An 18,647-nucleotide genomic window follows, 5' to 3' on the forward strand; every position below is an offset into this window, starting at 1 on the left:
GTTTGCGTTATTTGGTCGCTTTAATTGAATAGACTAAAGGGATGGGCTGACCTTTGTGTAAAAGCTGATAGCCTTTTCCTGCAACGTAATCCAGACCATCAAAACAAGGGTAGGGGCTATAGGCAAACTCATTCATTGCCTCTATTTGCAGGCCCGCTTGTATTAAAGCGTTGATCACTTCACTAATTGGGTGATTCCAAGTCGCCAGCGTTTCTAATTCATCGTTAGCATTTTCTGTGTAAGTCGCTTCGGTTTCGATATCGGGTTCGTCGCTTGGAAAATAACGATAACCGCTTAGTACATCGTTAAATGGGTGGAATTCAACGAGGTGGAATTGACCGCCCGGTTTAAGCGCTTTGAAGATTGTTTGCGCCCACAGTGATAAATCAGGTAACCAACACAGTACCCCATAAGAGGTGAATACACGATCGAACTGCTTTTGATTGGTTTGACCAAATTGATAAATGTCTTGAGCGATAAACTCGGCAGATAAGCCAAGTTCTTCAGTGAGTTTTTTGGCTTGCTCGATGGCCGTTGTCGATAGATCAACCCCTGTGACGTCTGCTCCTAATCGAGCCCAAGATAAAGTATCTTGGCCAAAATGACACTGTAAGTGCAATAGGCTTTTGTGTTTGATATCGCCAACTTGGGTTAACTCGATTTCATTTAATGAATTACGGCCGTTTTTAAATGCAGCCAGATCATAAAACATTGACTTGACGTGAATTTTTGTTCGGTTGTCCCACGCTGTTTTATTTAAACTGAGGTAATCCATAAGCTACTCCAATCAGTATTCAATTTATATAAACAAATTTTGCTCAAGTTCGAGCAAGCGCTTTTTCATTGGTAAGCCACCACCGTAACCCGTTAATTCGCCATTAGCGCCGATAATACGATGACAAGGCACAATAATAGCGAGTGCATTTGCACCATTGGCTGTGCCTACTGCTCTGACCGCATTTTCATTATTGATGGCAACGGCTAAGTCTTTATACGTGGCTGTTTGGCCATACTCAACATTCATTAAAGCTCGCCAGACGGCCTGTTGAAATTCAGATCCGACCATGAGTAAAGGCAAATCAAACGATTTCAATTCCCCTAAAAAGTAGCGATTTAACTGGCTTTGTGTCTCCATCAATACGTCATTACTTTGTTCTACAAAACTGGCTTTTAAATATTGTTGCAGGCGTTTATCGACGGTATCGCGCATTTTTCGGTAACGAAAGTCACACAGGCACAATTGATCATCGTAACTACCTAGGACAAATTCGGCATAAGGATGCTTAAAGTAACGAATACTGATTTTATTCATATCGGTTTTGATCACACGTTTACTTGGTAAGTTAAGTCTTGCACTTCATCACCTGTGATACCGCGAAAGCCCCAGCAATGAGCAGGTTGCTCTTGAATGGTAATTTCGATATCTATTGGCGAAATGGCTAGTTGGGATGCTATGTTGTCAAAAAGTGTCTTGATTAACGCTTTTTTAGTACTGATTTGCCTACCTTGCATCATGTTAATTTCAATAACAGTGTAGGCAGTTGAGCGCCCAGCCGGCGCAAAAAAATCGTCTTGCGCCATAGGGAAGAAACGATGAGCCCGTTTGTCTTCCGGTAACCCCAAAACTTGCGTCATTGATTGTTGAATAACATCAGATAACTGGGCTTTAATCGGGTCTAAATGGCTTTTGATACCATAGATAAGAACCATCTTTCATCCTTGATAATAAAAACAACAAACTAACGCTTTTGTGGTGAAAAATCTGCAAAAAGCGACTTAGTTTGCAATATTTAAGGTGAAAGGGGTTTCTCCATTAATTTATCAATAATTAGCTGACCGTTAAACTCCTCTTCCAACTGTCCTGATGCAAAAGCAAAGCCGTGTTTTTGGTAAAAGCGAATGGCTTTTTCGTTATTATCGAGCACGTATAGCTGAAGATGAGATACGGCCAAATCTTTAGCAATAGCGTCAAATTTTGCCATTAATTTTTGACCAAGCCCAAGGCCTGCATATTGAGGTAAAAGATAGAGCTTATTGAGTAACAGCTTATTGTTTTGGGGGGCAGGGTAAGATAAAAAACCAACGACTTGTTGGCCTATGGTCGCTACCCATACGGTTTCCGTTTGATTGTCGAGTATGGTTTGCCATTCTGCTTGTCTTTTTTGTTCGGTAAAGCCTTTGATGTAATCATCAGGCATTAAACCGTCAAAGGCCCAATACCAAGATTGAACATGAATGTGAGCAATGGCGGCTACATCGGTTTGTTGAGCTAATCGAATTGTCATTGGGCCGTTACTTGTTATTGATTAAGCCTATGGTTTTAAGGAAAAAACCTAACAAGCAGGATACTAAAAAGCCATAAAACAAACTCAAGCCAACTACCATCACCATCATACTTGGCATATCCGCAGATTCGGCATTATTGGCAAACAGACCATCCATAAATGCGAATGCACTGACTAAAGTCACCACAACGAATACAACAGCAGATAGGCTATTGGCATACCAAAAGTTTTTTGGGTATTTGTAATGAAATACGTAGGCAATGATAAAAGATAAGGTAACGAGAATATAGGGGAGCAAAGCTCAGATCTCCGATGCTATTTGAATGGGAGCTCAGTATAACCTTGTCATTCACATCGCGCTATTTATGTTGTTTCGCTTTTAAATACAGATAAAGTGGCAAACCAAAAGACACACCCACAGTGAGTGTGCCAACAACAGCAGCATATCGATATCTGATTTGATGCTGAGCGCCATCTATGATGATAAATAAAAGTAAGCAAATTGCGGCGATAACAACATCTAGCCAAGCAAATATACTGATGGGGTTATGCATGGCTTGTTCGATAAATAGCGCAATGGCCAAACCACTGTCGAACACCCAAGGTACAAGTGCAGCATAGGGCACGGCAATACCTAAGATGGTAAGTACTAAATAAAAATTGGCTAAATTATCAGGTGCTGTTTTGCTTGTGGTGGGAGACATGAAAAGTCCGTTTTCAATTGCTAAAGCTACATTTAAAACAACCTCAATGATGATTTCAAGTAAGTTATTGTTTTAGTTGTTATTTAGCTTTTAAATCGTGTTCCTCAATGACGCTGATAATTCGATATTGAGGCACAACAGGTGAATCGTTTATTTATCTTCTTTTTTGAATAAGCAGTGTTTGGTGTAGTCTTTAGCTTCAGTCGCTGTCCAGTCGCCCTTTGGTTTTTCTTTTAAATCATTACACCAGCCTTCACTACCTATCTCAGGTGCACAGGCTGAAATTAAAAAAGCGAGCGTAATTACATTTAATAATGGCTTCATTGTTGTTGTTTCCGTTATCAGAGATTAAACGTTAGCATAACCTCAGGTTGAGCAGATAAAAAGTGACAGTTAAAAGATGCTAAGCCGTTGCCTTAGTTGGCACTGATTCAACTGCTTGCGTCTGTGTTTGTCTCAGCATGCTAATACCTAATGCAATGAACCAAACAATTTGACCTAAACCAAAAATCGCTGTCGTGATTTCAAAAAATGGATTGGTCGCTAAAAATGACAAGCCAGAAAAGAGTGTCAGCACACCCGCTAGTCCTACCAGATAACCCCAATAATGTAGAAGGGCAGAGTACACTTTGCCTTTTAAGCCGACATAGCTAATGGCTATTACCCAGATTGCCCCGACCAGCTCTATGCCACCGCCTAGTGCATCCACCACTATGGTAATGGCGCGATTAATTGCTAAAGCCTGCTCGGGGTCAGTTGCATGGTATTCGGCAAGTGCAGCCAAGCTGGTTAAAAAAATCATACTGCTGGCTAGCACTATACCTACCCACAAATAGCCCACTACAGCACTAAAGCGCATTAAATCAGGCGCAATGTGTTTGAATGTTTGGTAAACAGCTTGCACAAGCACGATTAAAGCAAAGCTGAATAAAAGGCCAATGACTAAATAGCCAACAAAAAAAGTATCTCGGTTTTCTATTACAAAGCTGAGATAGCGTGCTGGTGTGTCATAACCTGTGGCATCAAGTACACCAAAAAACAGTACAAAACCAAATAAATAGGTACACGCTTCGGTAATGGCTGCTATGCCGCCCCATTTTTGAATGCTCACCCTTTGCTCCTTATTGTCGATTTAGCTATTAAGGTATAGTTCAAAAATGACGCTAGATGTTAGTTATCATTACTTCGCATCTAATTGCAGCGAGTTAAGCTTGCTGCGTATTTGCGCTGACAATTTATCTTGCTCTTGTTCCAATGTGTTTGCGCTTAGTAAGTTTTGTTGAAATTGAATCTCTAAATCAATGATGGCCTCAGTTTCTTGTAATAAAACAAAGTACATATCGATATTGTAATTAAGGCTTTTTTTCAGGTTAATTTGTGCTTCAGTCAGCGACTCTAACGTTTGTGCAGATAAATTTTTACTGATGATATCTTGTGCTAAAAACGAATCGAGATACTCGGGATAGGGTGGTTTGTTTTTGACATAAAAGTCAGATCTATCTGGGCTGTCATCTGCGAGAGTTTCATAGTAGTTATTGATCTTTTCACTGTAATCAATACTGGTCGAGACCGACACCTTGGCCGCGCCGAGCAACTTAATTAAATCTTTCTGCTCTTTTTTCTCGGCTTCATAGTTTGAAATATAAATAGCCATTAAAACGCCAACTAAGGTCGCAAATAACGTTAATATAAAATTAATGCCTAGGGCGTATTTTTCAAAAGATGCTTTGAATTTAGGAATAAACATCAATAAACCTAATAGGCTTAACGTGACGATTACCGCGATGTAAATCATAGTATTCTCAGTATATTATTTTTGTGGCTTAGCGCCCTGGTTCATGGGCTTGGTATCTGGGTAATTTAGCATCTAAATCTTCCCAATTGGCTTTATAGGTAACAAAGTTGTGCGAGATAGGGCGCTCGCTAATATCAGTGTCGAGCGAACCTAAACGCAAACGATAACGCCCCGGTGATTTATCATTAGCACTGTAAATAGGCGAGCCACATATTTTACAAAAGTACTTTCGCTTACCTTCACTACTTTGATAAACCGTCAGCGCTTGCTGTTTATCTGTTAGGTTTAAATCTTCAGCATTGATAAAACCATTGGTCGCGTATGCACTACCGGTTGCCTTTCGACAACGTGAACAATGACAATGAATAATACTGTCGATTCCACCTGCTAAGGTGTATTCGATTGCACCACATTGGCAACTGCCTTCATACATACTGAAAACCCTTATTTGTTATTTTTTGCCAAGCGTGTTTGTTGATTTTATAAAGCACATGTTCTTGCAGTGGATGCCCATTTGCAATGTCTGGATGAAAGAAATTTTGCTGGCTGTTTTGCATCCCTATTGTTTGCATTACTGCTTGTGATGGTATGTTGCTGGTCGCTGTGAAGGAAACAATTTCATCCAGCTTGAGCTGCTCAAAAGCATGCTTAAGAGAAGCACGAGCAGCCTCTGTTGCAAAACCTTGGCGCCAATGGGCTTTGGCAAGTCGCCAGCCAATTTCAACACAAGGCGCGAAAGGCAATGCTTCATTTGGAGTATGTAAGCCAACAAAACCAATAAACTGATTTTCGCTTTTGGTTTCTACAGCCCAAAATCCCCAACCGCGTTTCGCAATCAGTGCATGAATACGAGCAAACATTTTTTGGCATTGCTCCTCATCCAGCGTGTGAGGAAAATATCTCATCACGTCTTTATCTGCACACATTTCAGTAAAAGGCGCTAAGTCGCTATCAACCCATTGCCTTAAAATCAGCCGTTCTGTTTCTATCATGAACTCTCCGTGTTTTTACATAAAGTGGGTGGCACATAATTTATTGCCAAATGGGTCTCTGAGATAAGCCAGATATAAATCTCTTTCCGGGCTAGTGCGCACGCCAGGAGGTTGCTCGCAGCTGGTTCCACCGTTGGCAATACCAGCTGCATGCCAAGCATTAACCATTTCGGGCGATGACGCTTTAAAACCAATTGTCATACCATTTCCCGGCGTGGCTGCTTCACCATTAACCGGGTGAGTTATTCCCAATATTCCTGTTTCGTTTAAATATAAACAACGACCTTTGCTATCGATGACGCCTTGGGCAAGCCCAAGTACTTTCATTAATGCATCGTAAAACTGTTTTGACTGTTCAATGTTGTTCGAACCTAACATGATATGACTGTACATTATTCGTCCTTAAATATTTTTAAATGGTTATATGGATTTAATTGGGCTGCTTTATCTTATTTTGTAAGGCTTGGAGCTGGTCTAATATATTGATAAATTGGGTCCCTAAATCTGTGATTTGATATTCCACTTTGGGCGGTACTTCTGGGTAAGAAATGCGCTTTAAAATGCCAAATTCTACGTTTTTCTTCAAACATTGATTGAGCACTTTAGTGGTTAAGCCTTCAACACTTCTGACCATTTCACCAGGGCGATTGATATCATTTTTTAATAATTGATAGACAGTCATCGACCATTTACAGCCACAAATGGCTTCAACCATCTTTGCACTTTCTGTTGGTGCATATTTTCTTGAAAGTTTTTTTTCTATACTTTTCATAAAGATGTACCAAAAAGTACCTAGCTAACCGATAAGTACTTACTTTTTAAGCTTTTATTCATTCTATATATTGCTAGTTATACAGCAACGAAAAATATATATCACAGCAAGCAGTGGGTTTTGGCTAACCCTATTGTTGTCGTTGAACGTAAAACACTAACAGCCACCTTCTTTGGAGAATGATGTGAGTACACGAATTAATGCTGACTTTGAACAACGAGTCGTTGTTAGGCCGAAGGACTATTCATGGGTCCCATCACCTATGCCAGGGGTTGAACGTATGATGTTAGATAGAATTGGCGATGAAGTTGCGCGAGCGACTTCAATTGTACGCTATGCCCCAAATAGCGAATTTTCTGCGCATACACACACTGGCGGTGAAGAGTTCTTAGTATTGGAAGGTGTATTTAGTGACGAGCATCAAGACTATCGGCAGGGGAGCTATGTTCGCAACCCAATTGGCACGGCACATACCCCTAAAATTGGTGAACAGGGGGCGACTATTTTTGTAAAACTACAGCAATTTTCTAAAGCAGACCAAGAGCAAAAAGCGATTGATACGACTGCACAAACTTGGCATTTAGGTTTAGTGGATGGTTTAACCGTTATGCCGTTACATGAATTTGAAGGCGAGCATGTCGCATTAGTTAAATGGGCGCCCAATACTCAGTTTAAACCTCACCAGCATTGGGGCGGTGAAGAGATTTTAGTGCTTGGTGGTACTTTTTACGATGAACACGGTTGTTATCCAAAAGGCACTTGGATACGCAGCCCGCATCTGAGTCAGCATACGCCCTATACCAAAGATGATGGCGCGTTGATTTATGTTAAAACTGGGCACTTAGCCTAGAGGTGTTTATACAATCGGAGCATGTCTTTGTGCTGAATGCCATTTTCAAAGATGGCTTCATTGTAATGGTCGAGGAAATGATCTTTGATAACGGCATCAACTCTAAAGCCGGCGCGTTGATAGAAGTTCAACTGGTAGCCAAACGTACCTGTACCTAACACGAGCTCTTTAAATCCCATTGCAGCTAACTGCTCTGTTGTGAATGTCAGTAACTGACTGCCAATCCCCTTTTGTTGGTAGTCAGGTTGTGTCGCGATGTTAACAATTTCTGCAGTATCATCATCAAGTGCACAGACAATACAGGCTGCTATCACATCATTGTTAGCTAATGCGGCGAAACACTGTGCATTTTTCAGATAGCCATCAATTTGTTTTTCACAAGGGTCTGCCAATAGCAAAAGAGACATAGGTATTTGCGCTTTGCAAACGGATTTAAATTCAATATTCATCTGATAAAAGCTACAGGGTTTAATTATTTTTTGCTGATTTAAAGTACCACTTAAACTCTGAAATATGCTCAAAACCAAAAGACTCATAAAGGCTTTGCGCTTGGGTATTGGTCTGTTGTGTGCACAATACTAAGCCTTTGCTTTGTGTTTCCTTGGCGTAAGCATCTGCTTTTTCTAGTAGTGCTCGTCCTGCGTCTGATTTTCTTGTTTCAGGTGCGACAAATAAGTCGTTTAAAATCCAGCTTCGCTCCATCGATTGCGAAGAAAAACTGGGGTATAACTGGCAAAAACCAATCATTTTTTGATTGTTCAAAGCGATAAAAATAACGGACTCTTTTTGCGTTAACCGGGCTGACAAAAAGTCATGAGCACCATGTAGGTCAGAGGTTTGTTGGTAAAACTGGCGATAGCCATCAAAGAGCAAAACTAAGTCAGTTAAATCACCTAAGGTTGCTTGTCTTACTTCAATATTCAAAAGTATATCCTTTACTTTAAAAGTGATAGTTATATCAGAGTGTTATAAAAAATATCGAGGGGTAATGTAATCTAATCATCAGCAAACGTAATGGGGTATTCGGCAGGTGACAAGAAAGATAAGACTGAACAAAAGAAGATTCATTCAGCCTTAATTGAGTGCTTTAAGGTGCGTGCTATTTAATAAATTTAATGGTCATTGGATAATCCCAGTACAAGCCATTTTTCGCTTTGATGGCTGCCACTACCGCAAAAATAAAGTTAAGTAATGCTAGTACTGCAAAGCCAATTGCGCCAATAAAAATGAGTGTCAGTACCCCACAAATTGCTGAGTAGATAAGTAAACTAATAATCCAGTTAACGGTTATTTTACCGTGTTTATTTATCTCTTCATTTTTATCTTTATTGGTTAGCCACATCACTACAGGCATGATTAAACCTAATCCAGGTATGATAATGCTGGCTAGTTGACTTAGATGAATGAGCATACAGTATGTGTGTAGGGGCATCCCCCAGTATTCTGCGTGATGATCTTGCATAACTATCCTTCGCCTTATTGATTGTGTGATTTAAGCTTGGTTTTTACCAAGTAATATATCTGTTGTAGCGTTTTTTTATGACGCTTATTAGGTTGAATTTCAAACTATTTATATTGTGCGGCAGTAATAAACTCGCCAAAACTCTCGCACCAAACCACTACTGTATTGAATCGTGCTAAGTCTGTCCCCGTTGGAACGTCGACGATAAAGTTGGTAAAGGTATTTACATCACCAATGACTTTCATCGACGGCTTTAACTGCTCAAATTCGGCTTCGGTTTCGACAAATTCAGGTGATAGATAAAGTTTAAAATCAGGTCCAGGAGACAATTTCCCCATCAAGGTAATGTGCTGATTGCTCAAAGATACTTTACCTTCTCCCCAGTGCAAAAAATCACTACCTTTTAAATTTTTGGTAAATTCTGTGATATAGCGACTATCGGCTGACATCTTATTAATACTGGTCAGAGTAGGAGAGGGGGGAGCGGTTAAAATGGGCAGCATGTAAATACCTAACATAAAGCCGATAAAACCAACAGCCGCATGCGTACATAACAGTAATACTCGCTTTTTAATATTCATCACTTACCCCTTTTTATGCCATTGTATTTAGCTGACAGATTGCTGCCATTGATATTCCATTTGTCTGGCTACCGTTTTAGCTAAGTCTAAGCTTTGTAGTTGAGAGACTAAAAACAAACTCATATCAATCCCAGCAGAAATACCACCAGATGTCGTGTACTTATCTGTATTGACCCAACGCTTGTCATCAATCACAGTTAACTCAGGAAATTGACCGATTAAATCGGGAATATCTTCCCCATGGGTAGTCACCGGTAAACCTTTTAGTAATCCGGCATTCGCTAAGATAAATACACCCGTGCAAACAGAAACGACATACTGAGCGGTTTTATCTGTAGCCGCTATCCAATTGAGCACTTTAGTGTTGTGCATTTCTGTGGTGTGTACGCCACCCACCACCACGATTACATCGATGGGGGGATGATCATCAATGCTATAGTGTGGCAATACTTGGTAACCACCGCGAGCAGTAACGGGTGCATGTTTCTCAGCGATAAGAAACACATTCCAATCTTGAGCTGCTAGTCGCTTAGCTGTGCTGAATACTTCAAAAGGGCCTGAAAAATCGAGTACCTCTGCTTGCTCATAGATATAAATGCCAATATTCATTATTGCTCCATGCTAAAGTCTGAATTAACTCATTGAGTTATTCTGTTTTTGTGCAGATAGTAAGTTTTTTAATGACGCTGTGTTTACGCGGTTCACCTTGTAGTTTAGTCGATAGTTCAATTTGCGAACCTTTCTTCGTCGTAAGCTGCTCTTTATGCTTGCCCTTGGTTTCACCCTTTTCTGAAATAGCCCATAGCTTTTTTGCAAATTCTCTTAAGCTCTCAGGTGAACCATGAATAAAAATTTCTTCCGCTTTTGCATCTTTTTCAATGGTGATCATATCAATCCTATTTGGTGTTCATATTCGATTATTGAGTAAGTTAACACATTAGCTATGTTTTTTTAGCAATCAAAGGTGATAAAGAAATTAACCTGTTTTAGAGAGCGATGAAGGAAAACACGACAGTTCTAGTAGATAATGTAGGTACAGAAAAAATGGAAAATACAGTTTAATCTACTGTATTTTCCCAGGGTATTTATAAATTAAGAGCTACAGTTCCCTTTTGTTGCCATGCCTAATTTTGCAACAGCTTTTTTACCTTTTTCTTCTTCTACAAGTTCAACGCCTGCACCACCGACAAAGGCCCCCATTTTGATGTATTGGTTTACAAAATAGTTCTTACCACTTTCCGTTTTCACTAATAAGTCATTTGGAGAGAATTCAGACTCAGTCGATACTTTATGTTCTTTATTTCCTTCAACTTCCTCATAGAAGAATACATTTGGTGCAGTTTCACCGATGCACTTACCATTGATCCAAACATCCTTTTTCAATGCACCACCGAAATGGCCTGATCGATAAACATAAACGCCTGCTTTACCATCAGCAGGGGCATTAAACTGTTTAGCTAATTCGCTTTTTTCTTTTGGTTCCATTGGAACACTTGTACAACCTGTAGCTAGGGCAGCAGTCATTGTAATAACAGCTATAACTTTATTCATGGCTTTTCCTTTTTATAATAATGAGCTTTTTATGCTCTTTTTTGTTGAATAATGTCAGATTAAGTGGGTACAAATTTACGTCAAAAGCTATGACGGTGTTTGTCCCTCATATTTGTGAGTTACTTAGCCCGAAATAAACGAATTATTGAGCTAATAAAGATAAAAGAAGGTACTCTCAATGATCAAAATTGATAACCTTCAACATTGGTATAACCACAATTTTTTATTTTAATTATCTGCGGCTTTGTCAAGACAAAACAGAAGAGTTGTATTGAGTCTACAATTATTAAACGTTTAAATAAATACGTAAAATCCTGATTTTTAATTATATTTTATTGATAACTGACTTCGAAGTTTTTAACCCAAGTAATGCCAGAGCCTTTCATAACTTCATTTCCTAATTCAATATCAGCAATATAGAGATTATTTGCGAGTAGGTTGTTATCTATGGCGTAGTTGAGTAGCTGTAAAGCTGGAATAGTGGCTTTCATCGACGATTGTTTGGCTCGAAATGCTAAATACGCCCAGCGGTTATCGTGTTCGCCAGACATATCATACCAACTACTTTTATACCAAACTTCCCATACTTGCCCGCCAATTTTTATTTCACTGTGCTTGCGACCCGCAGGGTTAAAGTGACCTGATGTTTCGTAAGTCCAGATCATCACTTCTGCTGCAATCACCGATTTGTTTGCTGTAATACCTTGATAGGGTTCATCCATTAACCACATGCTGGTCGCGGTGTTGTGCTCGCCGTTGGTGTCAATTTCCAATTCATGCGAGATAGTCAGTTCAGATAATTGCGCAATTTGCAGCGGAAAATCAGCATTGTATTTAGGCTCGGGTGCCCAAGGCGATGCACCTATTCTTATTTGCGGGTAAGCATAAATAACGCTTTGATCACTTGGCCAAGACCACGACCAACCCTGTTGAATTTGCTTATCGACTACGCGTTGTTCGATACATTGTGACCATGGCTTGTCATGAGCGGCATTTTTATTCCAAACGTTATTTATCAATACACCTAGTTCGCTGCTGTGACTGAAGTAATGGTCACAACTGAGTGTGGTAGATTCAGGTTTTATCCAATGCTTTTCATCGTTTTGTTTGGTTGAGCAGGCGGTTAATAAGACCAAAGTACCAAGTAGCAAATACTTCATTTCTATTCCTTGAAATAACGGTAGTTTTATCCCTTTTTAATTTAGCTGAGGAGTAACTGCAATAGCCAAGAGTTGGATTGGTGTTAACGCAGGTCAAAATCCTGCCAACGATAATAAGCTTGATCGGCGCATTTGAGCATGGGGATATCTTCAGGTGTATCGCCGTAGGCGTAAATTTTATTATAACGGCTTAAATCTATCGCTGATTCAATCGCTTTGACTTTATTGTTGCCACTGCAATCGAAATTGGCATATCGGCCTGTGTATTTCCCTTTGCTGTGTTCCACTTTAGAGCACAACAAGTTAAGTTGATTTTGCCTACACCAAATTCGCAAATACACATCTACTGTTGCCGAGACAACATAAAGCGTATCTCCTCTGTCTTTGTGCCATTGCAATTTAGCGAGTGCGTTTTGTCGCATCACCTGAGGTAAGTAGCTTTGTACAAATTGTTCAGCGAGTATTTCGATCTCTGCTGTTGTGCGATTAAATAGTACAAAGTTAGCAATGATGGGTCTTACTGTTGGGGCTTTAAGTAAGCCTAATTTGTATAAAATAATAACTGGGCTTAGTAAAACTAAGCCCAGTATTAATCGTCTTTTGTTGGTCACAAAGAAGATAAATTGAGTAAAGGTATCTTCATTGGTGATGGTGCCATCAAAATCAAATAACGCTAAGTTCATTCCTTAAACCTTGTTGTTATGCCATTACGCAAATGCTTTAGGCATGAGTATCATCCATTTTTTTCGCCAGCTGAATGGTTTCAACTGGCTCTGTACGGTTAGCTCTTAGTTTGATATTCATCATTTCGACAACAAACGAGAACGTCATTGCGAAGTAAATATAACCCTTAGGTATGTGAACATCGAAACCTTCGGCAATGAGGGTAAAACCAAGCAAGATTAAAAAGGACAATGCCAGCATTTTAATCGTGGGGTTCGCCTCAACAAATTCACCAATGGCTTTAGCTGCAAATAACATCACGCTGACCGAAGCCACAATGGCGATAACCATAATACTCAAGTGCTCAACTAAACCGACGGCTGTGATCACTGAATCTAATGAAAAGATCAGATCTAACACAGCAATTTGCGCTAAAACGGTAAAAAAGCCCGATGTAGCCAGCTGAGTTTTACTCGGTTCCACTTTTTCAAAGCTGTGATGTATTTCATGTGTTGATTTCACCAATAAAAATAAACCACCAAGCACTAAGATCATGTCTCGTCCTGAGATCTCATGTTCAAAAACGGTAAACAAGGGTTCAACTAACCCCATGACCCACGCCAAGCTAAACAGCAGTAATAACCGTGTGGCCATTGCTAAAGACAAACCAATTTGTCTGGCTTTGTGTCTTTGGCTTACGGGGAGTCGAGCAACCAATATCGATATAAAAATGATATTGTCGATACCCAATACGATTTCTAGTGCCATTAACGTTGCTAATGCAACCCAAGCTTCTGGGCTGCTAAACCACTCAAACATTTTATCTAACTCTATTTGTTATCTAAAAAAGAGTAAGTACTTTCAGTGCACTCACCCAAGATGCTTAAAAGCGTGTTTTAGACGTAGCGATATAAAATTAGTTCTTATCGAGAGGATAATTTTTTGCTTATTTTAGTAAGCCATCAACGACAGCACCTTCGAGCTTAGCTTTGATCACAGACCAAAGCGCCTCACTGCCTTTTTCGATTCTTTGATTAACAGCAAAGACTTGTTCTTTGGGGACGTTATGAGTAGACCAACTGTGGCCATTACCATGTAGGTTATGTAGTAAAGGCGGTACCCTATCTATTGCTTTGGCAAAACGAGCATCGGCGGTTTCTCCTGCTTCAAACTCATACCAAAGCTCGATTAAGTCTTGGTCCATAGCATTGGGTAATAGCGCTAATACACGTTTTACGCCTTGTGCTTCTTCCTCTTTGAGCGCTTGGGTTTCACTGCCATAAATAATGGTATCACCTGCATCTATTTCACCTAAGTCATGAATCAATAGCATCTTAATGACACGTAATATATCGACAGGTTCATTGGCGTATTCTTTTAGCATCAATGCGGATAAACACACATGCCAACTGTGCTCGGCAGAATTTTCATAGCGACTTAAGCCGACAGGTTTTGTTTTGCGGATAACATCTTTTAGCTTTTCGGTCTCGACCATAAAGCTGAGTATTTTTTCAATCGCTTCCACTTATCTCTCCCACTTATTTCTTCAAGGCGGTTGATGGGATAGGGATTATATCGTTAAAGGCACAGCTAAGATGCATCTTAACTGAGCCCTTTTTTCAAATGTCGTTATGGATGAGCAGCTGCCCCGCCAAAAGTTTGGGCTAGGTAATTAATTATCCCGACAGGGTCGGTTATCGTTTCTTTGTCGTCCAGTACTAAAACTGGTAGCCATTGATTGTCTTCTCCGAGTAACTCGACAACTTCTGCTCTGGGTTTAGGAAAATCGATACGGCGGATATCAAGGGCCGCTTGCCAGTGTGGATTAAAAGCTAAAGCGCCCTCAATCATGGCGCAGTGAGAGCAAATCCACATTTTTCCGGGACCATCCTCAAATGGCATCTTTAAAATAAAAAGTATCGGTTTCATTGTTGGGTATTTCGCTTTTTTAGCTAGTGCTAGCTGTGTTCTTCCAATCTGTTGCAACGCTAATGGCTTGTTGTAATAGTGGCCAGCTCAGTAAGCTTTGCTGATATTCACCGGCTTTGCCTGTTAAATGAATGCCATAACTTTGCAGTCTGAACGCTAAAATAGCGTAAAAGGCATCAACGGCGCCGGCGTTCTCAAACATAAAGGGCAACTTAGCTGAGTTGAAGATTGCAGTGACTTGAGCCAACTCATGATTCATTTCATCACCAATGGTGTTAAGTTGCGGTACCGTCTGTAACGTAAAAGGGCAATTTGCCCTTAAGTTCATAAAACCCGCGTGCATTTGTGCGCATAAACTTCTCGCCTTAGCTCTTTCTTGCTGATTATTTGGATACAGTGCGCCGTTTGAGCATTCATTGAAATATTCAGTAATGGCTAGCGAATCATTGACCTGCAAGGCACCATCAACAAGAGTCGGTACTAAACCCGTTTGTGATAGTTTATTCAGTGTTGTTTTGTAATCGGTCGCATTCAAGTTAATGACCTTTATCTCACATTCGATACTCGCTAGTTGTGCGCATATCCATGTTCTGAGCGACCACGTTGAATCTGTACCAACGATTAATTGCATAGGTTTTTTAACTCCGAGAGGTTGAGCTGAGAATGGCTTCAACTTATGTGGACGTTAACGATAAACCAAGCCTTTTGCGGTTATTGACCTGATCTAGACGCTTAGCCCAATCGCAGCGCCCAATTGCCTTGATGTTGGCTTTCACAGCTTTCTTCTGTGTCATATTCAACGTGCTTGGCAATGTTTTTCAACTTTAGGTTAAGCGGCTGTAACTCAGTTTGTAGCAGAGATAGTAAATAGTCTTTATCATTAGATTGTAAGTACTGAGCTAAGTGATCGTTGCTATCAAAGATAAACACAATTCTCAGGCTACTGGGAAAGTTATTGTAGTTAACCAAATGCGTGAGCCATTGAAAGCCATCGAGTTGTTTTAGTGCGGTTTCACATACATCCGTCAGTGCTAAACGCAATTGGTTATCGAGTTTTTTATCAGATTTTCGCATCGATTGAGAGCATGCTTTTTCAGGCTAATTAGATTGTCTATTGTATTTCTATCACTGCACTATGCAATGGGTAACGCGTGATTGGCGCCCCATTCAGACCAAGAGCCATCATACAACACCAAGTCTTTATAACCGGCAATGTGGGCGGCCATTAAAATAATGCAGGCGGTAATACCAGAGCCACAAGAGAAGATCAGCTTAGTTGTATTATCTGTCACTAAAGGTTCAAAAATAGCGGCTAATGCAGTATCTGTTTTAAAACAGTTGTCATCCAATACATGGGCAAAAGGTAGATTGACTGAATTTGGAATATGGCCTGCGCGCAGGCCTGCTCTTGGTTCACTGACCGTACCTGTAAAACGAGCACTGGCCCTGGCATCTAAAATACTGACCGCTGGGTTATCAATACTCGATAATACGGCACTTGCATCGCTGACTAATGCCTGATTTAAATGGCCTACAAAAGTATCTGAGTCAGTTAAGTGCGCAGGTGTTTTGTGCTCGCTGACTACATCTCGACCTTCTGCTAACCATTTGGGCAAACCGCCATCTAAAACAAATACGTTAGCAAAGCCCATCGTTTTAAAAATCCACCATGCACGCGGTGCAGAATAAATCCCTTGGTTATCGTAAATCACCAAAAGGTTATCTTTATTGATACCCAGTAATTCCATCTGTTTGTTAAAAATATCTGCAGACGGAAACGCATTTGCACTGCTTGCTTGGCTATCACAAAGCTTAGTTTCAAGGTCTAGTTTTAGACTATTGGCAATGTAAACCGGTGCATCGTAAATGATGGGCTCTTTACCCACCACTTTGGCCATACTGGCATCGAGTAAAACCGTGTTAGCATCGTGTAAATTATCGGCTAACCACTGGGTTGAAACTATGATGTTGTCCATAAAAAGTCCTGACTATTTAACCTAAGAGGTCTTTAACGTGTTTTATCATTTTTAGTGATTAACTCACTAACGCTGCAAACACGCCATTTACTAATTTACTCAAATCATTGGCGTTAAGCTCTATTTCTAAACCGCGTCGCCCAGCACTGACATAAATGGTGGAGTAGTGTGTTGCCGTGTTATCAATAAAGGTTTTAAGGCGTTTCTTTTGGCCTAATGGGCTGACGCCGCCCAGTACATATCCGGTTGCACGCTCGACATCTTGTTGTGCTGCCATTACCGCCTTTTTTGCCCCCGCTGCTTTGGCAATAGCTTTCATACTGAGCTGTGTATCAACGGGGATGATACCCACTGCTAGCTCATCTGGGGTTAAATTGACCACCAGTGTTTTAAATACACGGGCAGGCTCTATTGAGAGTTTAGTTGAAGCCTCTAAGCCATAAGATTCTGCAGCGGGGTCGTGCTGATATTCATGCACGTTAAAAGTGATTTTAGCTTTTTTAGCCGAGTTAATAGCAGGTGTCATCGCACTCTCGCCTTTACCGAATACCTATAAGCCCTAAAACTCCAATCGGCAATAAAAGTACCCATTGTGGTAGTTTGATAAATGTTTGCAGTTTAAAAAAAGACCAGCCAACAGCAATGAAAACGAAAGAGAAAATAACAAAGCTGACTGAAATACCCGCCACCACATTTTGCCAACCTGTAAGGTTATACCAGCCAATATAAGCAAGTGCTGACCCTGATAGCAGCAAAATGGCTGAGACCATATGCCAGCAACCTAATAATGTTGCTTTAGGAACCTCAGCTAAATCTGATTTGAGAAAAGGCCTGACGGGGTCAACTTGACCGGCAAAAATATGAACGAATGAAGTAAAAATACCGACAACACCCGCGGAAAAAATCCAAGTATTCATTTAAACTCCCTTATTTGTTAGTGCTATTTGTGCGATTGTTTAATTAAACGCAACAATCACACTTGCCTTGTGATTACCATATCAGTTGCGGCATCTTACGGGCAATAAAAACAGCTATGCCGCATTAATTATGGGTGACTCGTAATACGAGTTAATAATTGAATAACTTCAGCAACCACCATTTTGGGTTCATCATTTTGAGGATAGTGATAACTCTTGTTAGTGAGTACCGCTTTGCCTTGCGGAAATGCTTGTGCCCAATCTGTGTGTAATTGGCCCCACATTTCACGGCCTTTGTCGGTGAAAAAGAGCACGGAAGGGTTTTTAAATTCTTTGGTTGAGGCGATGACGGTTACAGGAATATCAGGTATCTGCGGGTAATCGGGGAGTGGGCGTTTTGACCAGAAGTCTAAATATTGGTTAGACATGCCATTAGCCAAGTCATCGAGTTTGATTTGTGCGATCTCTTTTTCAGCCTGCTGCAAATCAATTTTTCGCATAATATCGACATCGTGTTCAGATGCCGGTTCAATTAACATAAGAGCCGATACTTTATTAGGGTACATGGCTGCAAATACACGGGCTACATGTGCGCCATAAGAATGCGCAATATAAACAATGGGCTTTTCAATTTTAAGGGCGGTTAAAAATTGCTGGGTTTCTTGAGCGTAATCTTCAGCACTGTAGTGTTTTTTGATTGGCTCTGAATTGCCATTACCCACTCTAGAGTAGCGAATCACTTTGGCATTTTTTGTTAAATCTTCAAAAATTGGGTCCCAATCAGATAAACCTGCACTACCACCTGCTTCAAGTAAGATAGTATGTTTGCCTTGGCCGCTTATTTCGTATTCCACTTTAGCGCCATTGACCTGAGTAAAACTGACCGCAGCAAAGACTGGAAAAGTGCATAACAACAAGAAAAATAAACTACCTAACTTCATCTAAACACCTTAAAAAAATACAGTTAAAGTAAGTCAGATAATATTCGTTTTAAGCCGGTTAGATAAGGG

At 40.3% G+C, this 18,647-nt stretch carries 32 protein-coding genes; 1 reads left to right on the plus strand and 31 read right to left on the minus strand.

Annotated features, from left to right (window positions below; translation table 11 throughout):
* Window positions 1-7 precede the first annotated feature (7 nt).
* The 13 genes from HR060_RS07870 to HR060_RS07930 form a co-directional block, all read right to left on the minus strand.
* Window positions 8-775 carry a class I SAM-dependent methyltransferase gene (locus tag HR060_RS07870; RefSeq protein WP_174199753.1) on the minus strand — a complete coding sequence of 256 codons (768 nt, stop codon included), beginning with the start codon at window positions 773-775 and terminating at the stop codon, window positions 8-10.
* Between the two features lie 24 nt (window positions 776-799).
* Complete coding sequence (locus HR060_RS07875; RefSeq protein ID WP_174199808.1) at window positions 800-1,312, minus strand: methylated-DNA--[protein]-cysteine S-methyltransferase; 513 nt, start codon at window positions 1,310-1,312, stop codon at window positions 800-802.
* A gap of 11 nt (window positions 1,313-1,323) precedes the next feature.
* Window positions 1,324-1,710 carry a tautomerase family protein gene (locus HR060_RS07880; RefSeq protein WP_174199754.1) on the minus strand — a complete coding sequence of 129 codons (387 nt, stop codon included), beginning with the start codon at window positions 1,708-1,710 and terminating at the stop codon, window positions 1,324-1,326.
* Between the two features lie 80 nt (window positions 1,711-1,790).
* A complete protein-coding gene (locus HR060_RS07885) occupies window positions 1,791-2,285 on the minus strand; it encodes a GNAT family N-acetyltransferase (RefSeq protein WP_174199755.1) in 495 nt (164 codons plus the stop codon).
* A gap of 7 nt (window positions 2,286-2,292) precedes the next feature.
* Window positions 2,293-2,583: a hypothetical protein gene (locus HR060_RS07890; protein WP_174199756.1), complete on the minus strand. Its 291-nt coding sequence runs from the start codon at window positions 2,581-2,583 to the stop codon at window positions 2,293-2,295.
* A gap of 61 nt (window positions 2,584-2,644) precedes the next feature.
* Window positions 2,645-2,989: a DUF2834 domain-containing protein gene (locus HR060_RS07895; protein WP_174199757.1), complete on the minus strand. Its 345-nt coding sequence runs from the start codon at window positions 2,987-2,989 to the stop codon at window positions 2,645-2,647.
* A 150-nt stretch (window positions 2,990-3,139) separates the two neighbouring features.
* Entirely contained in the window at window positions 3,140-3,313 is a 174-nt protein-coding gene (locus tag HR060_RS07900; RefSeq protein ID WP_174199758.1) for a DUF3012 domain-containing protein, read from the minus strand.
* Window positions 3,314-3,392: 79 nt separating this feature from the next.
* A complete protein-coding gene (locus tag HR060_RS07905) occupies window positions 3,393-4,100 on the minus strand; it encodes a DUF4386 family protein (RefSeq protein WP_174199759.1) in 708 nt (235 codons plus the stop codon).
* Window positions 4,101-4,169: 69 nt separating this feature from the next.
* Entirely contained in the window at window positions 4,170-4,784 is a 615-nt protein-coding gene (locus HR060_RS07910) for a hypothetical protein (RefSeq protein WP_174199760.1), read from the minus strand.
* A gap of 28 nt (window positions 4,785-4,812) precedes the next feature.
* Complete coding sequence (locus HR060_RS07915) at window positions 4,813-5,217, minus strand: GFA family protein (protein ID WP_174199761.1); 405 nt, start codon at window positions 5,215-5,217, stop codon at window positions 4,813-4,815.
* A complete protein-coding gene (locus tag HR060_RS07920) occupies window positions 5,210-5,776 on the minus strand; it encodes a GNAT family N-acetyltransferase (RefSeq protein WP_174199762.1) in 567 nt (188 codons plus the stop codon). Before HR060_RS07920 ends, HR060_RS07915 begins: the two co-directional genes overlap by 8 nt.
* Window positions 5,777-5,791: 15 nt before the next feature.
* The gene (locus HR060_RS07925) at window positions 5,792-6,169 is read right to left on the minus strand and encodes a VOC family protein (RefSeq protein ID WP_174199763.1); all 378 of its coding nucleotides are present in this window, start codon (window positions 6,167-6,169) and stop codon (window positions 5,792-5,794) included.
* 37 nt (window positions 6,170-6,206) lie between these two features.
* Entirely contained in the window at window positions 6,207-6,548 is a 342-nt protein-coding gene (locus tag HR060_RS07930) for a winged helix-turn-helix transcriptional regulator (protein WP_174199764.1), read from the minus strand.
* 184 nt (window positions 6,549-6,732) lie between these two features.
* Here HR060_RS07930 and HR060_RS07935 point away from each other — a divergent pair, with 184 nt between their 5' ends.
* Window positions 6,733-7,398: a cupin domain-containing protein gene (locus HR060_RS07935; protein ID WP_174199765.1), complete on the plus strand. Its 666-nt coding sequence runs from the start codon at window positions 6,733-6,735 to the stop codon at window positions 7,396-7,398.
* Here HR060_RS07935 and HR060_RS07940 read toward each other — a convergent pair.
* From HR060_RS07940 to HR060_RS08025, 18 genes are all read right to left on the minus strand, one after another.
* On the minus strand, window positions 7,395-7,847 hold the full coding sequence (locus HR060_RS07940) for a GNAT family N-acetyltransferase (protein WP_217434888.1): 453 nt from the start codon (window positions 7,845-7,847) through the stop codon (window positions 7,395-7,397). The genes HR060_RS07935 and HR060_RS07940 overlap by 4 nt on opposite strands.
* Before the next feature lie 19 nt (window positions 7,848-7,866).
* Window positions 7,867-8,322 carry a GNAT family N-acetyltransferase gene (locus HR060_RS07945; protein ID WP_217434889.1) on the minus strand — a complete coding sequence of 152 codons (456 nt, stop codon included), beginning with the start codon at window positions 8,320-8,322 and terminating at the stop codon, window positions 7,867-7,869.
* A gap of 175 nt (window positions 8,323-8,497) precedes the next feature.
* Entirely contained in the window at window positions 8,498-8,860 is a 363-nt protein-coding gene (locus HR060_RS07950) for a DUF4870 domain-containing protein (protein WP_174199766.1), read from the minus strand.
* Window positions 8,861-8,964: 104 nt separating this feature from the next.
* Window positions 8,965-9,441, minus strand: a complete 477-nt coding sequence (locus tag HR060_RS07955; RefSeq protein WP_174199767.1) for a DM13 domain-containing protein — start codon at window positions 9,439-9,441, stop codon at window positions 8,965-8,967.
* 27 nt (window positions 9,442-9,468) lie between these two features.
* On the minus strand, window positions 9,469-10,050 hold the full coding sequence (locus HR060_RS07960; RefSeq protein WP_174199768.1) for a DJ-1/PfpI family protein: 582 nt from the start codon (window positions 10,048-10,050) through the stop codon (window positions 9,469-9,471).
* A gap of 37 nt (window positions 10,051-10,087) precedes the next feature.
* Window positions 10,088-10,330 carry a hypothetical protein gene (locus HR060_RS07965; RefSeq protein WP_174199769.1) on the minus strand — a complete coding sequence of 81 codons (243 nt, stop codon included), beginning with the start codon at window positions 10,328-10,330 and terminating at the stop codon, window positions 10,088-10,090.
* A gap of 203 nt (window positions 10,331-10,533) precedes the next feature.
* On the minus strand, window positions 10,534-10,992 hold the full coding sequence (locus tag HR060_RS07970) for a DUF2846 domain-containing protein (RefSeq protein WP_174199770.1): 459 nt from the start codon (window positions 10,990-10,992) through the stop codon (window positions 10,534-10,536).
* Window positions 10,993-11,324: 332 nt separating this feature from the next.
* Window positions 11,325-12,152: a GH12 family glycosyl hydrolase domain-containing protein gene (locus HR060_RS07975; protein ID WP_174199771.1), complete on the minus strand. Its 828-nt coding sequence runs from the start codon at window positions 12,150-12,152 to the stop codon at window positions 11,325-11,327.
* Between the two features lie 83 nt (window positions 12,153-12,235).
* Entirely contained in the window at window positions 12,236-12,835 is a 600-nt protein-coding gene (locus HR060_RS07980) for an HAD family hydrolase (protein WP_174199772.1), read from the minus strand.
* Window positions 12,836-12,872: 37 nt separating this feature from the next.
* Window positions 12,873-13,634 carry a TerC family protein gene (locus tag HR060_RS07985; RefSeq protein WP_174199773.1) on the minus strand — a complete coding sequence of 254 codons (762 nt, stop codon included), beginning with the start codon at window positions 13,632-13,634 and terminating at the stop codon, window positions 12,873-12,875.
* 127 nt (window positions 13,635-13,761) lie between these two features.
* Window positions 13,762-14,340 (minus strand): HD domain-containing protein, encoded by a 579-nt coding sequence (locus HR060_RS07990; RefSeq protein WP_174199774.1) that lies wholly within the window; start codon window positions 14,338-14,340, stop codon window positions 13,762-13,764.
* Window positions 14,341-14,444: 104 nt separating this feature from the next.
* Window positions 14,445-14,744 carry a DUF3088 family protein gene (locus tag HR060_RS07995; protein ID WP_174199775.1) on the minus strand — a complete coding sequence of 100 codons (300 nt, stop codon included), beginning with the start codon at window positions 14,742-14,744 and terminating at the stop codon, window positions 14,445-14,447.
* A gap of 19 nt (window positions 14,745-14,763) precedes the next feature.
* On the minus strand, window positions 14,764-15,375 hold the full coding sequence (locus tag HR060_RS08000) for a glutathione S-transferase N-terminal domain-containing protein (protein ID WP_174199776.1): 612 nt from the start codon (window positions 15,373-15,375) through the stop codon (window positions 14,764-14,766).
* Window positions 15,376-15,476: 101 nt separating this feature from the next.
* The gene (locus tag HR060_RS08005) at window positions 15,477-15,818 is read right to left on the minus strand and encodes a Fis family transcriptional regulator (protein WP_174199777.1); all 342 of its coding nucleotides are present in this window, start codon (window positions 15,816-15,818) and stop codon (window positions 15,477-15,479) included.
* Between the two features lie 59 nt (window positions 15,819-15,877).
* Entirely contained in the window at window positions 15,878-16,720 is an 843-nt protein-coding gene (locus tag HR060_RS08010; protein WP_174199778.1) for a sulfurtransferase, read from the minus strand.
* A 58-nt stretch (window positions 16,721-16,778) separates the two neighbouring features.
* Complete coding sequence (ybaK, locus tag HR060_RS08015; RefSeq protein WP_174199779.1) at window positions 16,779-17,246, minus strand: Cys-tRNA(Pro) deacylase; 468 nt, start codon at window positions 17,244-17,246, stop codon at window positions 16,779-16,781.
* A gap of 13 nt (window positions 17,247-17,259) precedes the next feature.
* On the minus strand, window positions 17,260-17,637 hold the full coding sequence (locus HR060_RS08020; protein WP_174199780.1) for a hypothetical protein: 378 nt from the start codon (window positions 17,635-17,637) through the stop codon (window positions 17,260-17,262).
* A 128-nt stretch (window positions 17,638-17,765) separates the two neighbouring features.
* Window positions 17,766-18,578 (minus strand): alpha/beta fold hydrolase, encoded by an 813-nt coding sequence (locus HR060_RS08025; RefSeq protein WP_174199781.1) that lies wholly within the window; start codon window positions 18,576-18,578, stop codon window positions 17,766-17,768.
* Window positions 18,579-18,647: the final 69 nt, after the last annotated feature.

It is taken from the genome of Marinifaba aquimaris (assembly GCF_013328345.1).
Lineage (GTDB): Bacteria > Pseudomonadota > Gammaproteobacteria > Enterobacterales > Alteromonadaceae > Marinifaba > Marinifaba aquimaris.

Excerpts from the sequence above, each read along its gene's own strand:
- HR060_RS07980 (WP_174199772.1), bottom strand. The coding sequence starts at position 12,835 with ATGAACTTAGCGTTATTTGATTTTGATGGCACCATCACCAATGAAGAT.
- HR060_RS08020 (WP_174199780.1), bottom strand. The coding sequence starts at position 17,637 with ATGAATACTTGGATTTTTTCCGCGGGTGTTGTCGGTATTTTTACTTCA.
- HR060_RS08010 (WP_174199778.1), bottom strand. The coding sequence starts at position 16,720 with ATGGACAACATCATAGTTTCAACCCAGTGGTTAGCCGATAATTTACAC.
- HR060_RS08025 (WP_174199781.1), bottom strand. The coding sequence starts at position 18,578 with ATGAAGTTAGGTAGTTTATTTTTCTTGTTGTTATGCACTTTTCCAGTC.
- HR060_RS07965 (WP_174199769.1), bottom strand. The coding sequence starts at position 10,330 with ATGATCACCATTGAAAAAGATGCAAAAGCGGAAGAAATTTTTATTCAT.
- HR060_RS07985 (WP_174199773.1), bottom strand. The coding sequence starts at position 13,634 with ATGTTTGAGTGGTTTAGCAGCCCAGAAGCTTGGGTTGCATTAGCAACG.
- HR060_RS07960 (WP_174199768.1), bottom strand. The coding sequence starts at position 10,050 with ATGAATATTGGCATTTATATCTATGAGCAAGCAGAGGTACTCGATTTT.
- HR060_RS08005 (WP_174199777.1), bottom strand. The coding sequence starts at position 15,818 with ATGCGAAAATCTGATAAAAAACTCGATAACCAATTGCGTTTAGCACTG.
- HR060_RS07895 (WP_174199757.1), bottom strand. The coding sequence starts at position 2,989 with ATGTCTCCCACCACAAGCAAAACAGCACCTGATAATTTAGCCAATTTT.
- HR060_RS07955 (WP_174199767.1), bottom strand. The coding sequence starts at position 9,441 with ATGAATATTAAAAAGCGAGTATTACTGTTATGTACGCATGCGGCTGTT.
- HR060_RS07970 (WP_174199770.1), bottom strand. The coding sequence starts at position 10,992 with ATGAATAAAGTTATAGCTGTTATTACAATGACTGCTGCCCTAGCTACA.
- HR060_RS07880 (WP_174199754.1), bottom strand. The coding sequence starts at position 1,710 with ATGGTTCTTATCTATGGTATCAAAAGCCATTTAGACCCGATTAAAGCC.
- HR060_RS07915 (WP_174199761.1), bottom strand. The coding sequence starts at position 5,217 with ATGTATGAAGGCAGTTGCCAATGTGGTGCAATCGAATACACCTTAGCA.
- HR060_RS07975 (WP_174199771.1), bottom strand. The coding sequence starts at position 12,152 with ATGAAGTATTTGCTACTTGGTACTTTGGTCTTATTAACCGCCTGCTCA.
- HR060_RS07995 (WP_174199775.1), bottom strand. The coding sequence starts at position 14,744 with ATGAAACCGATACTTTTTATTTTAAAGATGCCATTTGAGGATGGTCCC.
- HR060_RS07875 (WP_174199808.1), bottom strand. The coding sequence starts at position 1,312 with ATGAATAAAATCAGTATTCGTTACTTTAAGCATCCTTATGCCGAATTT.
- HR060_RS08000 (WP_174199776.1), bottom strand. The coding sequence starts at position 15,375 with ATGCAATTAATCGTTGGTACAGATTCAACGTGGTCGCTCAGAACATGG.
- HR060_RS07910 (WP_174199760.1), bottom strand. The coding sequence starts at position 4,784 with ATGATTTACATCGCGGTAATCGTCACGTTAAGCCTATTAGGTTTATTG.
- HR060_RS07920 (WP_174199762.1), bottom strand. The coding sequence starts at position 5,776 with ATGATAGAAACAGAACGGCTGATTTTAAGGCAATGGGTTGATAGCGAC.
- HR060_RS07925 (WP_174199763.1), bottom strand. The coding sequence starts at position 6,169 with ATGTACAGTCATATCATGTTAGGTTCGAACAACATTGAACAGTCAAAA.
- HR060_RS07940 (WP_217434888.1), bottom strand. The coding sequence starts at position 7,847 with ATGAATATTGAATTTAAATCCGTTTGCAAAGCGCAAATACCTATGTCT.
- HR060_RS07900 (WP_174199758.1), bottom strand. The coding sequence starts at position 3,313 with ATGAAGCCATTATTAAATGTAATTACGCTCGCTTTTTTAATTTCAGCC.
- HR060_RS07870 (WP_174199753.1), bottom strand. The coding sequence starts at position 775 with ATGGATTACCTCAGTTTAAATAAAACAGCGTGGGACAACCGAACAAAA.
- HR060_RS07950 (WP_174199766.1), bottom strand. The coding sequence starts at position 8,860 with ATGCAAGATCATCACGCAGAATACTGGGGGATGCCCCTACACACATAC.
- ybaK (WP_174199779.1), bottom strand. The coding sequence starts at position 17,246 with ATGACACCTGCTATTAACTCGGCTAAAAAAGCTAAAATCACTTTTAAC.
- HR060_RS07885 (WP_174199755.1), bottom strand. The coding sequence starts at position 2,285 with ATGACAATTCGATTAGCTCAACAAACCGATGTAGCCGCCATTGCTCAC.
- HR060_RS07930 (WP_174199764.1), bottom strand. The coding sequence starts at position 6,548 with ATGAAAAGTATAGAAAAAAAACTTTCAAGAAAATATGCACCAACAGAA.